The sequence below is a fragment of the Kitasatospora sp. Ki12 genome (genome assembly GCF_054601375.1).
In genome coordinates this window covers 487,851-501,105 of sequence record NZ_BAAIHT010000003.1, presented here as the reverse complement: position 1 = coordinate 501,105, position 13,255 = coordinate 487,851, and the positions used below count along the sequence as shown (strand labels likewise).

Annotated in this window: 11 protein-coding genes; 8 read left to right on the top strand and 3 right to left on the bottom strand. The window is 74.7% G+C overall.

Translation table 11 applies throughout. The features are described from left to right. The first annotated feature begins 92 nt into the window (after window positions 1–92). The 5 genes from ACYP53_RS32905 (at window position 93) to ACYP53_RS32885 (ending at window position 4,710) form a co-directional block, all read left to right on the top strand. Entirely contained in the window at window positions 93–242 is a 150-nt protein-coding gene (locus ACYP53_RS32905; RefSeq protein WP_189919626.1) for a hypothetical protein, read from the top strand. A gap of 92 nt (window positions 243–334) precedes the next feature. Next, window positions 335–1,468, top strand: a complete 1,134-nt coding sequence (locus ACYP53_RS32900; RefSeq protein WP_459650126.1) for a M29 family metallopeptidase — start codon at window positions 335–337, stop codon at window positions 1,466–1,468. A 2-nt stretch (window positions 1,469–1,470) separates the two neighbouring features. Then, window positions 1,471–2,730 (top strand): MFS transporter, encoded by a 1,260-nt coding sequence (locus ACYP53_RS32895; protein WP_189919631.1) that lies wholly within the window; start codon window positions 1,471–1,473, stop codon window positions 2,728–2,730. Between the two features lies 1 nt (window position 2,731). Then, on the top strand, window positions 2,732–3,724 hold the full coding sequence (locus tag ACYP53_RS32890) for a JmjC domain-containing protein (RefSeq protein ID WP_459650125.1): 993 nt from the start codon (window positions 2,732–2,734) through the stop codon (window positions 3,722–3,724). Beyond that, window positions 3,724–4,710 (top strand): aKG-HExxH-type peptide beta-hydroxylase, encoded by a 987-nt coding sequence (locus tag ACYP53_RS32885; protein ID WP_459650124.1) that lies wholly within the window; start codon window positions 3,724–3,726, stop codon window positions 4,708–4,710. The genes ACYP53_RS32890 and ACYP53_RS32885 overlap by 1 nt, the downstream gene beginning before the upstream one ends. A 34-nt stretch (window positions 4,711–4,744) precedes the next feature. Here ACYP53_RS32885 and ACYP53_RS32880 read toward each other — a convergent pair whose 3' ends face one another. The 3 genes from ACYP53_RS32880 to ACYP53_RS32870 all read right to left on the bottom strand — a co-directional run bounded on the left by ACYP53_RS32880 (window position 4,745) and on the right by ACYP53_RS32870 (window position 9,033). Continuing rightward, a complete protein-coding gene (locus tag ACYP53_RS32880; RefSeq protein ID WP_189919637.1) occupies window positions 4,745–5,479 on the bottom strand; it encodes a class I SAM-dependent methyltransferase in 735 nt (244 codons plus the stop codon). A 108-nt stretch (window positions 5,480–5,587) separates the two neighbouring features. Next, window positions 5,588–6,799 (bottom strand): MFS transporter, encoded by a 1,212-nt coding sequence (locus ACYP53_RS32875; RefSeq protein WP_459650123.1) that lies wholly within the window; start codon window positions 6,797–6,799, stop codon window positions 5,588–5,590. A 173-nt stretch (window positions 6,800–6,972) separates the two neighbouring features. Next, window positions 6,973–9,033, bottom strand: a complete 2,061-nt coding sequence (locus ACYP53_RS32870) for a phosphocholine-specific phospholipase C (RefSeq protein ID WP_459650122.1) — start codon at window positions 9,031–9,033, stop codon at window positions 6,973–6,975. Window positions 9,034–9,321: 288 nt separating this feature from the next. On the opposite strand from ACYP53_RS32870, the gene ACYP53_RS32865 reads away from it, so the two are divergent. The 3 genes from ACYP53_RS32865 to ACYP53_RS32855 all read left to right on the top strand — a co-directional run bounded on the left by ACYP53_RS32865 (window position 9,322) and on the right by ACYP53_RS32855 (window position 13,160). Next, on the top strand, window positions 9,322–11,898 hold the full coding sequence (locus ACYP53_RS32865; protein ID WP_459650121.1) for a BREX system ATP-binding domain-containing protein: 2,577 nt from the start codon (window positions 9,322–9,324) through the stop codon (window positions 11,896–11,898). Next, the gene (locus tag ACYP53_RS32860; protein ID WP_459650120.1) at window positions 11,832–12,050 is read left to right on the top strand and encodes a helix-turn-helix domain-containing protein; all 219 of its coding nucleotides are present in this window, start codon (window positions 11,832–11,834) and stop codon (window positions 12,048–12,050) included. The genes ACYP53_RS32865 and ACYP53_RS32860 overlap by 67 nt, the downstream gene beginning before the upstream one ends. Before the next feature lie 138 nt (window positions 12,051–12,188). Next, window positions 12,189–13,160 carry an AraC-like ligand-binding domain-containing protein gene (locus tag ACYP53_RS32855; protein ID WP_459650119.1) on the top strand — a complete coding sequence of 324 codons (972 nt, stop codon included), beginning with the start codon at window positions 12,189–12,191 and terminating at the stop codon, window positions 13,158–13,160. Window positions 13,161–13,255: the final 95 nt, after the last annotated feature.

Below are 13,255 nucleotides of genomic sequence, written 5' to 3'. Positions count from 1 at the left end.
AACAAACGGAAGTTGCGATCTCGATCGCGTTGACCTTGCATGAGCATGGCGCCTAGGGTCGAGGTAAAGCTGTTGTCTGAGAGGAGTCAAGGATGACGCAAAACACGATAGAGGCGCCCAGCTACGAGTCGCTGGTCGAGGACGCGCTGCGGGAGCTCTCCGCGGCCGAGTCGGCCGAGGTGCTCGTGCCGGTGGGCAGTGGTGACGAGGGCCCGCTGATGGCCTGGTTCGTCGCGACCTGACAGGTCCGGCAGAGCCCTCGGGAGTTCCGGCCGCGGCAGCTCGCCGCGGCCGGAGCTCCTCCCGACACCACCGACAGCCAGGGGAGCGAGTCTTGACCGATGTGCAGTCCAGCCGCGACGTACGGGACGGAGTCGACGCGCTCCTCGACCGCTATGCCGGCCTCTCCGAGCGCGACCACTGCGTCGTCGTCTTCTCCCCGGACAGCCGGGAGGCGGCCGCCTGGCTGGTCGCCGGACTGAAGCAGCGCGGGCTGGGCACCCAGGTCATCGGCATGCGCCCGCTGGTGGACTACGGCTTCGCCGCCCGTCTGAAGGCCGCCGTACCGGACCCGGAGTCCTTCACCGGCCGGCTCGTGATCTTCACGCTCGAACGCGACACCATGTCCCACTTCGCGCAACTCCTGCACGTCATGCAGCAGTTCGGCAGCGACCGGTGCATGGTGGTGCGGATCATCAGCGCCTCGCGGGAGTTCTTCGAACAGGCCCTCAACCTCGGGCCGGAGGAGCTCAGCGCCCGCAACGCCACGCTGCTCACCCGGCTGACGAAGGCCCGCAGCGTCCGGGTCCGCAGCAAGGGCGGCACCGACCTGCGGATCAGGCTCGACGCCGAGCGCTACGACTGGATCAGCAACCGCGGGGTGTGGCGCCCCGGCGGCTTCACCATCCTCCCGGCGGGGGAGATCGCCACCTTCCCGGCCGGCATCGAGGGGCGGCTGGTCGCGGACGGCGCGCTCAACTGCAACGTCATCACCAGGATCGACACCCGGCTGGGCGAGCGGCCGCTGACCGTCGACATCGCGGACGGGCGCGCCACCGGCTTCTCCGGCGGCTCCGACGAGGTCCGCGAACTGGTGGAACTCTGCTTCAGGCAGCCGCACGGCACCCGGGTCGGCGAGCTGGGCTTCGGCACCAACTCCGGCATCGACCTGTTCATCCCGGCCAACTCGCACATCAACGAGCGACGGGTCGGCGTGCACATCGGGTTCGGCCAGCACAACCAGGACCGCGCGGTGGTCGGCTACGAGGAGAAGGTCCACCTCGACCTGATCACCGACGGCGCCGAGCTCTTCATCGACGACGACACCGAACCCGTCGACCTGGCGGACCTCCGGCCGACCGGTGACGAACACCCCGCGCTGGTGCGGGACGAGGACATCACCGGTGACTGCTGCGGGTTCGGCTACGGGGAGCTGACGGGCCCGGTGGCGGCGAGCGCGATCGGCTGAGCATGTCCGACCTGAAGACCGCGCTGACCGGCCGGCTGGCCGGCAGCGCCATGGAACTGCGCGACTTCCGCTTCCTCTGGGCCGGCCAGGCGGTCAGCGCCGTCGGTGACCAGCTGTTCAACGTGGCCGTCTCGCTGCGGGTGCTCGAACGCGGCGGCGACGCCGGCGACGTCGGGCTGGTGATCGGCGCCCGGATGCTCGCCACGGTGCTGTTCGCGCTGCTCGGCGGCGTCTGGGCGGACCGGGTGCCCCGCCGGCGGGCGATGATCCTCGCCGACGGCTTCCGGCTGGTGGCCATCACGGTGGTGGTGCTGGGGGCGTTCGACACCGCGACCCTCTCGCTCGCCGTGATGACCTTCCTGGTGGGCAGCGGTGAGGCGTTCTTCCGCCCCGCGTACGGCGGGCTGGTGCCCTCCCTCGTCCCCGAGGACCGGCTGCTCAGCGCCAACGTCTGGCGCGGCAGCACGGAGAGCGCGGCGGCCGTGATCGGGCCGGCGCTCGGCGGCGTGCTGGTGGCCACCGTCGGCACCCGGGTGGCCTTCGCCGCCAACGCGGCCACCTTCGCGGTGAGCCTGCTCTGCGTCCTCGCCGTCACCGAGCCGCCGCTGCGGCGGCCGGAGGCCCGCTCCTCGATCCTCCGGGAGGCCAAGGAGGGGCTGGCGGCGGTGCGCCGGGTCCGCTGGACCTCGGCCCTGCTGGCGATGACCGCGGTGCAGACCATGCTGGTCGTCGCCCCGCACATGGTCCTGCTGCCGGTCATCACCCAGGAGAGGTTCGCCGGGCCCTCCACCTACGGCCTGGTCATCGCCCTGTTCAGCCTGAGCGGCTTCGTCGGCACGATCGTCGTCGGGCGGGTGAAGCTGAAGCGGCCGGGAACGAGCGCGATGGTCTTCAACGCGCTCTTCACCACCGTGCCGCTGGTGCTGCTCAGCCCGTTCTCGCTCTGGTGGGTGGTGGCCGGCTACATGATCGCGGGCTTCGCGATGATGCCCTTCAACACCCTTCTGCACACCGCGCTCCAGCGCCAGTTCGCCCCGTCGATCCTCGGCCGGGTCAGCTCGGTCGACTGGCTGTGCAGCCTCGCCCTGCTGCCGCTCGGCCTGGCCCTGATCGGGCCGCTGGCCGACGCGGTGGGCCGCACGACCGTGCTCGTCACCGCCGCGGTCGTCCAGCTCGGCACCGCACTGCTGGCCCTGACCGTGCCCGGCGTGCGCGATTTCCACCAGGAAGATGAGCCCGTTCTCGAAGACGCGGAGGTATGACATGGCGGTGGAGAAGCTCCTCGACGACCCGTCGAAGCTGGCGTCCATACGGGACACCGAGCCCTACGTCAGCAGGGACATGGGCGCACTGGACGACGTGTTCTCGACGGAGCTCGCGCAGCGGCTCCTCTTCGAACGCGGACTGCGCACCCCGTACATCCGGCTGTGGCGGCACGGCCAGGACATCGGTGTCCGCAACGCCGCCAAACCCGGGGACGACGGCTCCGACGAGCGCCGGGTGCTGTCCGGGCTCGTCGACCCGCGGTACGCCGTGGCGCAGATGGGGCAGGGCGCGACCCTGGTCTTCCAGGCGATGTCCACCTACTGCCCCGAGGTGGAGGCCTTCTGCACCGAACTGTCCGGCGAGATCGGCGTCCCCGTCGCCGCCAACGCCTTCCTGACCCCGCCGCACTCCAAGGGCGCCGAGGCGCACTACGACCTGGCCAGCATCTTCCTCCGGCAGCTGGCCGGCTCCAAGACCTGGCGGCTGCACGAGCCGCCGATGCAGTGGCCGGTGAACCGCTCCAAGCCGGGCGTCACCCCGAAGACCCCGCTGGCCCTGGAGGTCACCCTGCACGCCGGGGACTGCCTCTACCTGCCGCGCGGCTTCTACCACGAGGGCACCACGGCGGACGAGGGCTCCGTGCACATCGCGTTCTCCGACGGCGTCGAGGACACCTGGACCCAGATCCTGCACGACGTGCTGGACCTGGCGGTCGAGCGCAGCGCGGCGCTGCGCGGACGGCTGCCCAGCAAGGCCGAGGCGCTGAGCGGACAGTCGAAGGAGATCTGGCAGGAGGTCCGCAAGGACGTCTTCCACACCCTGGAGAACCTGGGCGACGAGGTGGTCTCGGCCCTGATCGTGCGCCGGCTCCAGGCCCGCGAGCAGCAGCTCAAGAAGGCGGAGGAGTCCTCGCTCACCGAGATCCTCGGGGTCGGGGGCACGGGCGTCGGCGGCGCGGGCGGCGCCGGACCGTCCTCCGGCGCGGCCTGATGGGCACCGGACGGGACGAGGCCGTCCGGGTCGGCATGACCCCGGACGGCACCATGACCCTGGTCCGCAGCTACCACCGGGAGGTCCTCCGGCGCCTCGAACCGCTGCTGGGCGACGGACCGGCGCCCACCTGCCTGCACCCCGGCCTGGTCTGGGCCGCCACCCGGCCCGCCGCCGGGGACGCCGCCGGGCCCGCCGCCGGGGACGGCAGGCCGGAGGGCCCCGCGGACGGACCCGCCCCGGACCCCGCCCGCACCGCCGAGCTGGTGCGGGAACTCTCCACCGCCGGTCTGATGCCCCCGCTGCGCCACCTCACCCCGGACGGCACGGCGGCCGACCCCGACTGGTGCCGCTGGGGCACCGGACAGCTCCAGGCCGACATCCGGCGGACCGGCGGCACCGGCGACGCCGACTTCGGCACGCTCGACCCCACCGAGGGCATCGCCACCCTGGAAGCCGCCCGCCAAACCCTGCGCAGGGTCTGGCCGGAGGCCGCCCTGGAGACGGACCTGCTGATCCGCGTCATCGTGTACGTGCGCGGCGGCGCCTTCCGCTCCGCCACGCTCCGCCCGACCTTCGGCGCCGTCTACCTCGGCACCTCCAGCGTCGAGAGCCCCGCCGCCGCCTTCGAGGCGCTGCTGCACGAGACCGGCCACCACGCGCTCTACCTGCGGAACTTCTTCGAGACGTACGTGACCAACGGCGACGTCCTGGTCAGCCACCCGCTGCGCCCCGACCCGCGGCCGGTCAGCGGGGCCGTCCACGCCGCGCACGTGCTCGCCCGGATGGCGCACGGGCTCGCCCGCTGGTCGGCCGAGCCGGACGCGCCGCCGGAGGCCGCCGCGCGCCGCGACGACGCCCTGCGGCGGCTCCGGGGGACGGTCGAGGCGCTGGAGCCGGCCGCCGAGTGGACGGACCGGGGCCGCGCCTGGTTCGACGACCTGCTCCGCTGGGAGAAGGAACTGACGGCGGCGCACCCGCTCTGACGCCGGCGCACCTGTGGCCCGGCCCGCCCCGGGATCAGGGGCGGGCCGGACGCGCGCCCACGACGAGCCACTGGGCCGGGAGGTCGATCCGCCGGCCGTCGGGGGCGGACTCGGTGGTGGCCAGCGGAAGGTCCCCGGAGGCGAGGACGGTGAGGCCCGCCGCCCGGAAGAGCTCGGCGAAGGCCTCGTCGGCGACCTCGCCGGGGGCGAGGCCGTGGGCGAAGACCGGGCGCAGCTTCGGCGGCGGCCCGGCGGGCCCCTGGGCGAGGTCCGACAGGACCTGCTTCGCGGCCGCGCGGAGCTCGACCACGAAGGCCCGGCCGCTCCCGCCGACCAGGGCGGCGACGGCCTCGGCGACCGGGCGGCGGTCGGCCGGCTCGCTCTGGTGGATCACCCCGCGCAGGTAGACGTTGGCGTCGCCGATGCGGTCGTGGAGCGCCCGGACGGCCTCCGCGTCGGTGGCGTCCAGCGGGGCGAACTCGGCCCGCCCGGCGGGATCCCGGCGCCTGGCCTTGTCGAGCGCGGCGGCGGACAGGTCGACGCCGAGGACCCGGGCGAACCGCTCGGCCAGGAAGCCGGTCTGGGTGCCGTTGCCGCAGCCCAGGTCGACGACGGGCAGCTCCGGGTCGGCCAGGTGGGGGTCGAACAGCGCGAGGTGGCGCTCCGCCGTCAGGGCGGGCGACGCGTCCCAGATCACCCCGCCCGGCTCCTCCGGCGCGTCCCGCCAGAACCCCTCCCAGGCGTCCCGGTACCGATTCGTCACGCTCATCGCGGAGACCTCCAGCTGTCACGCGTCGTCACTCACAGTGCCGGGACCGTGTCTATCGGTCCCGGGCCCCGGCGGCAAGCACCGTTCGGCGCAACACGGCCCCAGGTCTCAGGCCCCGGCGGCCCCGGCCCGGGCCAGGCGCAGCAGGTACGCGCCGGAGGCGGCGGCCAGGACGGCCATGCAGGCGGCGAAGACCAGGCCGGCGTGGGCCAGGCCGACCGGACCGGTCAGCAGGCCCACCCCGATCACCGGGACGGAGATGCCGAAGTAGGCGACCACGAACAGCGCCGAGAGGGCGCCGCCGCGGTGCTCGGCCGGGCTCGCGGCGGCGACCTCGCCGACCGCGCCGCGCAGCGCCATGCCCTGGCCCGCGCCGCCCACCAGGGCGCTGAGCACCAGCGGCGCGAGGACCGTCCAGGCGAGCGAGACGGCCAGCAGGGCCAGTCCGGCGATCAGCACCAGGCAGCCCAGCGGGATCGCCCGCGCGGTGCCCAGCCGGGGCACCAGCAGCTGGCCCAGGGTGGAGGCGAAGAACGCCGTGAAGACGATCAGGCCGACCACCGCGTGGTTGTGGACGCCCAGGTCGGTGCCGAGGAACGCGGGGCTGACCGAGGTGAAGACGCCCAGCAGGGAGAAGCCCGCGAACGCGGCGATCCCGGCCGGGACGAACACCCGGCGGACCTCCGGCGGCAGCGACGGCCGGTCGGGCCGCGCGGTGCGCAGCGGGCGGGCCCCGGCGACCGTCTCGGGCAGGCGCAGGGTGAGGGCGAAGGACCCGGCGACCAGCACCAGGTGCACCACGAACGGCAGCACCAGCGGGTCGGGGGCGTACTCGGCGAGCACGCCGGACAGCAGGGTCCCGCAGCCGAGCCCGCCCATGTTGGCGGCGGTCGCGACGAAGCCCGCCCGGGCCCGCCGCCCGGGCGGGGCGAGCTCCAGCACGTACGCGGTGCCGGTGCCGGTGAACAGGCCCGCCGAGAAGCCGGAGAGCAGCCGGCCGATCAGGAGCAGCGGCACGTCGTCCGCGGCGAGGAAGACGCCGGCGCTGCACGCGGCGAAGCCCAGCCCGCAGAGCAGCACGGGCCGGCGCCCGACGGTGTCGGAGACGTTGCCGACGAGCAGCAGGACGCCGATGACGCCGAGGGCGTAGACGGCGAAGACGACCGTCACGGTCAGCTCGGAGAAGCCGATCTCGTCCTGGTAGAGCCCGTAGAGCGGCGTGGGCAGGGTGGTGCCGGCCATGCAGACGGCGAAGGCGGCGGCGGCCACCAGGTAGTGGAAGCGGCCCGTGGTCGGCCGGGCGGTCCGACGGTCGGTCATCCGCCCACGATAGGCACCCCGCCCGGCCGGGCCGGGCACCGCGCGACGGGCGCTGGGCCGAATGGCGGGAGGCGGGCCGGCGCCGCGGGCGGCCCGGCGACCCGCCCCGGGCCGGTGAGGGGGCCAGGGGCGGGTCGCCGGTGTCGGTGCCGCCGGTGCCGGGGCGGGCGGCGTCAGTAGGTGAGGAGGCCCGGGTCCGACAGGCCCGGGGCGCCGGTCTCGACGTGCCCGGCCAGGCGGCGGACGAAGTCGGCCGTCGCCGTGGAGGTGACGCTGACGTCGTACCAGCGGCGGCAGCCGCTCAGGTCGACGGTGCACGTGACCGTCGCGCCCCGGCGGACGGTGACGGTCTGCGGGGCGCCGCCGTAGGCGTTGGTGACGGTGAGGACGGCGTCCGCGGTGCCCGCGTTGCTGAGGGTGAGGTCGAGGTTGCCGGTGGTCGGGTTGTGGCGCGCGGTGACCTCGGGGCCGGCTGTCTTGCCGGGGTTGCGGAAGCGGCGCAGGAAGCCGTTGGGGCCGTGCACGGTGAGGTCGGTGACGCCCTTGGAGTAGGTGGTGTTCCAGGTGTCGGAGATCGACTTGCCCGCCTCGGCCGTGTACGTCCACGGGCCGTCGGTGCGGTTGGCGGAGGTCACCAGGAACTGGCCGCCGGCCGCCGCGCCGCCGCTGAAGGTGAGCCGGTACTTGCCGGCGGCGGTGTCGGCCGCGCCGTCCGTGTACGGGGCGTACTTGAGCGGGCGGGTGGGCTTGGCGCCCGGCTCCTGCTTGGGCATGGTGCCGGTGGCGGGCGGGGTGGGCACGTAGTCGGGGTGCCGGTTGCGGTCCGGCGGGAGGTAGCCGGCGGTGGAGGGCAGCGAGGCCGGGGCGGGGTTGGAGGCGGTGAAGTCGAAGGCGGAGGTCAGGTCGCCGCAGACGGCGCGCCGCCACGGCGAGATGTTGGTCTCCAGCACGCCGAAGCGCCGCTCCATGAAGCGGATGATCGAGGTGTGGTCGAAGGTCTCCGAGCAGGTGTAGCCGCCGGTGCTCCAGGGCGAGACGACCAGCATCGGCACCCGCTGGCCGAGGCCGTAGGGGCCGGCCGCGTTGGAGGCGTTCCCGGCGAAGTGGTCGGCCGTGGTGGCGACGGTGGACAGGCCCTGGGAGGCGGAGGAGGGCGGGAACGGCGGCACGACGTGGTCGAAGAAGCCGTCGTTCTCGTCGTAGGTGATGAACAGCGCGGTGCGGGCCCACACGTCGGGGTTGGAGGTGAGCGCGTCCAGGACCTGCGAGACGTACCAGGCGCCGTAGTTGGCGGGCCAGTTGGGGTGCTCGGTGAAGGCCTCGGGGGCGGCGATCCAGGAGATCTGCGGCAGGGTGCCGGCCTGGACGTCGCGGCGCAGGCCGTCGAACAGGCCGTCGCCGGCCTTGGCGTTCGTGCCGGTGCGGGCCTTGTCGTAGAGCGGGTCGCCGGGCTTGGCGTTGCGGTAGTTGTTGAAGTAGAGCAGCGAGTTGTCGCCGTAGTTGCCGCGGTAGGCGTCGCCTATCCAGCCCCAGGAGCCGGCCGCGTCCAGGCCGTCGCCGATGTCCTGGTAGATCTTCCAGGAGACCCCGGCCTTCTCCAGCCGCTCGGGGTAGGTCGTCCAGCCGTACCCGGCCTCCTGGTTGCCGAGGACGGGGCCGCCGCCGGTGCCGTCGTTGCCGGTGAAGCCGGTCCACATGTAGTAGCGGTTGGGGTCGGTGGAGCCGATGAACGAGCAGTGGTAGGCGTCGCAGAGGGTGAAGGCGTCGGCGAGCGCGTAGTGGAACGGGATGTCCTGGCGGGTCAGGTAGGCCATGGTGGTGGCCGTCTTGGCGGGCACCCACTGGTCGTACTTGCCGTTGTTGAAGGCCTTGTGGCCGCCGGCCCAGTCGTGGTTGAGGTCCTGGACGAACTGCATGCCCAGGTCGTTGGCCTGGGGGCGGAACGGCAGCACCTCCTTCTTGGCGCTGTCCGTCTGGTGCCACACCGACTTGCCGCTCGGCAGGGTGACCGGGCGGGGGTCACCGAAGCCGCGGACGCCCTTCATGGCGCCGAAGTAGTGGTCGAAGGAACGGTTCTCCTGCATCAGGACGACGATGTGCTCGACGTCCTGGAGGGTGCCGGTGGCGCCCTGCGGGGCGATCGCGGCGGCCCGCGCGATGCTCTCCGAGAGCGTGGTGAACGCGGCGGTGGCGCCCGCGAGCTGGAGGAAACGACGACGGTTCAGCTCTGCCATGGGTGGGAGACCTCTGGGTGTCACGGGGTGGAGGACGGTGCCCCAAGGACAGCGCCTGCGGGGTACCTTCCGGCGGACCACTCATGACTGCCCGCTGTACGGCGGACGAACGCCTTGAGTTGTCTGAACACGTTCTGTCGGGCGGTGGCGTCCGGGCGGCCGCGCCGAGCCGGGTCGCCGCATGTGGTCGGAGCCACACCCAGCGTGGTGAGGGCAGGTCCTGACGGGCGTTAGCCTTGGGTCCCCGGGGCGGGCGGACCGTCCGGTCGACCCGAGGGGAACAGCGCAGTGGTGCACGACAGCCGGGTCCCGGCCGTGGTCGGACGGCAGCGGGAGACGGAACTGCTCACCGCGGCCCTCGTGCAGGCCGAGGACGGCGCCAGCGGGTCCACGGTGCTGCTGCGCGGCGAGGCCGGCGTCGGCAAGAGCACCCTGCTGGCCTGGGTCGAGCGCGCCGCCCGCGGCCGCGGGTTCACCGTGCTGCGGGCCGTCGGCACCGAAGCCGAGACGGACCTCGCCTTCGGCGCCCTCCACCAGGTGTTCTGGCCACTGCTCCAGCACTCCGAGGCGCTCTCCGCCCACCAGCGGGCGGCCCTGGAGAGCGCGCTCGGCGTCCGCTCCGGAACACCGAGCGGCTTCGCGGTCGGCGCCGCCGCCCTCGCCCTGCTAGAGGAGGCGGTGCGGACCGCCCCCGTCCTGCTGCTCCTGGACGACCTGCACTGGATCGACTCGTCGAGCGCGACCGTCTTCGCCTTCCTCCACCGGCGCAGCGCCGACCTGCCGATGGTGATCGTCGGCGCCTCCCGCCCGGACGGGCCGGCCGCGCAGACCTGGTCGGCCGAGGCCGTCGAGGTGCGGGCCCTGCCCGGGCCCGACGCGGCCCTGCTGCTCGGCGCCTGCTACCCCGAACTCGCCGCACCCGCCCGGGACCGGGTCCTCGCGGAGGCGGCCGGCAACCCGCTGGCCCTGGTGGAACTGCCCCGCCAGCTCGCCACCGCCCAGCGGCGCGGCACCGCCCCGCTGCCCGAACGGCTGCCGCTGGGCCGGAAGCTGGAGCGGATGTTCGCCGACCGGCTCGGCGAGGTGACTCCGGAGGTCGGCCGCTTCCTGCTGCTCGGCGCCCTGGCCGGCTGCCCGGACTCCAGCAGCGGCGGCTGGCTGCGCGCCGTCGTGGACCGCGAGGCGGGCGAGGAGACCCTGGCCCGGATCGAGGCGGAAGGGCTGGCCCGGGTGGACCCGGCCGGGCGCCTGGTGTTCCGCCACCCCCTGGTGCGCACCGCCGTCGTCACGGCGGCCTCCGACACCGAACGCCGCGCGGCGCACCGCACCCTGTCCGAGGCCTTCGCGCCCGACGACCCCCGGCGGCTCACCCACGAGGCCTCCGCCGCGCTGCTGCCCGACGAGGACCTCGCGCACCGGCTCCAGGAGGCCGGCCGCGACCTCGCCCGCCGCGGCGGCGACGCGGAGGGCGCGCTGCTGCTCGAACGCGCCGCCGTCCTCAGCCCCAGCTCCTGCGACCGCGTCCGCAGGCTCACCTGGGCCGCCGTGATGTCGGCCCGCGGCGGGCAGCTGCGCCACACCGCCGCCCTGGTGGAGGAGCTGAAGAGCGACACCGTGCCGCCGGACGTCGCCCCGCTGTTCGCGTACGCCGTCGTCTACGCCGACCAGAGCCACCACGTCGACTTCGAGTCCTCCGCCGCCCTGCTGCCGGCGGCCCTCGACGCGCTCACCGCCCCCGGCGCCGACACCTTCGGCGGGCTGACCGAACAGGTCTACTTCAAGCTCCTGCTGGCCGCCACGTACACGGACGACCCGTGGGCCTGGCGGGCCCTGGAACGGCACCGGGACGAGGTCTCGGAGGCGGGCCGGCTCTGCCTGCGGGCCTGGACCGACCCGGGCCCGGACGCGGCCGTCACCCTGCGCGCCGTCGCCGAGGGAATGACGCAGGAGCAGGAGGCCGGCGCCGCCTGGCTGCTGCTGTGGACCGCCTCGGCGCTGGACTGCCCCGAGGGCGACCTGTGGCAGCGCTTCACCGGACTGCACGGCTACGCCACCCAGGGCTCGGTCGCCAAGGCCAAGTGCCACCAGGACTTCCTGCTCGGCGACTGGGACCGGGCCGCCGTCTGCCTGCGCGAGGCCGAGATCGCCGAGGAGCTCGGCTACCACACCAACGCCCTGATGTTCCGCCAGTACTACGCCCACTTCCTGGCCGGGCGCGGCGACGAGGAGGGGCTGCGCGAGATCGACCGGGCCATCCGGCCGACCGCGACCCGGGGGCGGCTGCGCTACGTCCTCGACCGGCTGACCCACCTGCGCGGACTGGCCGCGCTCGCCCACGGGCGGCACGAGGAGGCGTACGCGCACTTCTGCGAGCTCACCCCGCCCGGCCGGCCGCCCGGCGGCCCGCCCTGGCGCCACGCGCTCGTCCTCGACCTGGTCACCGCCGCCGTGCACACCGGCCGGCACGAGGAGGCCCGGGCCCACCTCGCGGCCGGCCGGGCCGCCCGCTCCGCGGAGATCTCCGCCCGCCACGCCTTCCTGTGCGCGGCGGCCACCGCGCTGGCCGCCGAGGCCGAGGAGGCCGAGGCCGCCTACCGGGCCGCGTACGCCGTCCCGGACGCCGAACGGTGGGCGTTCGACCTCGCGCGGCTGCGGCTCGCGCACGGCTCGTGGCTGCGCCGCCGCCACCGGCCCGGCGCCCGGGAGCCGCTGCGCGCCGCCCACCACGTGTTCCGCCGGCTCCGGGCGGACCCGTGGGCCCAGCGCTGCGAGGAGGAGCTGCGGGCCGCGGGGAGCCGGTGGCGCCGCCGCCCGGCGTCCCGGCCGCGGAGCCGTCCGGCCTCACCGGACAGGAGCTGCGGATAGCCCGGCTCGCCGCGACCGGTCTCACCAACAAGGAGATCGGCCGTCAGCTGCAGCTGTCGCCCCGTACCGTCGCGGCCCACCTCTACAAGATCTTCCCGAAGCTCGGCATCACCTCCCGGGCCGCCATCGCCCACGCCCTCGACACCGCCTGACCTGCCCCGACGCCCGTCCGGCCCGGTACCGGAGCGGCCCGCGCCCGCCCCGGCCGGAAGGGCAGTCAGATGACCTAACCCCCCGCCGCGCCCGCACCCCACGCTGGGACCGCAGGGCTACGGCGGACGGGAGGTCGGATGGACGAGCGGGTGACGACGGCGTCGGTCGCGGACGAGGAGAAGGCGGCGTACTGGACCGGGGCGCTGTCCCGGGCGGTGGTCCCGGTGGAGGTGCGCCCGCTCACCGGGCAGCCCTTCGACGGGCTGCTGGTCTCCCACCGGCTCGGCTACCTGCGGATCTCCACGCTGGAGGCGGACGCCGCCCGGGTCTCCCGCACGGCCGCGCTGATCGAACGGGCCCCGGGCGGCGAACCGCAGGTCGGCGTCGGCGTGCAGGAGACGGGCCGGGCCGTGCTGGAGCAGGACGGCCGCCAGGCCGAGGTGCCACCGGGCGGCCTCGTGCTGTACGACACGGCGCGCCCGTACGCCGTCCACTACCCGGAGCGGTTCCGCACCCACCTGTTCCACCTGCCGCGCCGGCTGCTGGGCGTGCCGGAACGGGACCTGCGGCAGGCGGCGGCGACGGCCGTCGGCCCCACGGAGGGCTGCGGACCGGTGATCCTGCCGTTCCTCGGCGTCCTCGCCGCCTCCGCGCACTCCTACCCGGCGCCGGTCGGCGACCGGCTGGCGGGCAGCGTCGCGGACCTGCTGGGCACCCTGGTGGCCCAGCTGGCCGGCGCCCGGCCGGCGGGGGAGTCCGACGCCCCCAACGCCCACCTGGTCCTCCGGGTGCGGGAGTACATCGACCGGCACCTGGCCGATCCGGAGCTGGCGCCCGAGCGGATCGCGCACGCCCACCACATCTCGGTGCGCTACCTGCACCGGATCTTCGAGGGCGAGGGGGTGACGGTGAGCCGGCTGATCCACCGGCGCCGGCTGGAGGCGTGCGCCCGCGAACTGGCCCGCCGCGGCAGCACCGCGCCGACCGTCTCGGCGGTCGCCCAGCGGTGGGGCTTCGTCAACCCGGCGCACTTCAGCCGCACCTTCCGCGCCGCGTACGGCGTCTCCCCCCGGGAGTGGCGCGAGGCGCCGGCCGGCGCGGCCGGCTGACGCACCGGCGGCCGGGCGCCGGACGCGGGCCGGGTCAGGCTGGCGGCGCGCCCCGCCCCCGCAGTACGGCCGGGCGCCCCCCGGAGGCGCGCCGG

Coding starts and splice junctions, on each gene's coding strand:
- ACYP53_RS32895 (WP_189919631.1), top strand. CDS start 1,471: ATGTCCGACCTGAAGACCGCGCTGACCGGCCGGCTGGCCGGCAGCGCC.
- ACYP53_RS32870 (WP_459650122.1), bottom strand. CDS start 9,033: ATGGCAGAGCTGAACCGTCGTCGTTTCCTCCAGCTCGCGGGCGCCACC.
- ACYP53_RS32905 (WP_189919626.1), top strand. CDS start 93: ATGACGCAAAACACGATAGAGGCGCCCAGCTACGAGTCGCTGGTCGAG.
- ACYP53_RS32875 (WP_459650123.1), bottom strand. CDS start 6,799: ATGACCGACCGTCGGACCGCCCGGCCGACCACGGGCCGCTTCCACTAC.
- ACYP53_RS32890 (WP_459650125.1), top strand. CDS start 2,732: ATGGCGGTGGAGAAGCTCCTCGACGACCCGTCGAAGCTGGCGTCCATA.
- ACYP53_RS32885 (WP_459650124.1), top strand. CDS start 3,724: ATGGGCACCGGACGGGACGAGGCCGTCCGGGTCGGCATGACCCCGGAC.
- ACYP53_RS32880 (WP_189919637.1), bottom strand. CDS start 5,479: ATGAGCGTGACGAATCGGTACCGGGACGCCTGGGAGGGGTTCTGGCGG.
- ACYP53_RS32855 (WP_459650119.1), top strand. CDS start 12,189: ATGGACGAGCGGGTGACGACGGCGTCGGTCGCGGACGAGGAGAAGGCG.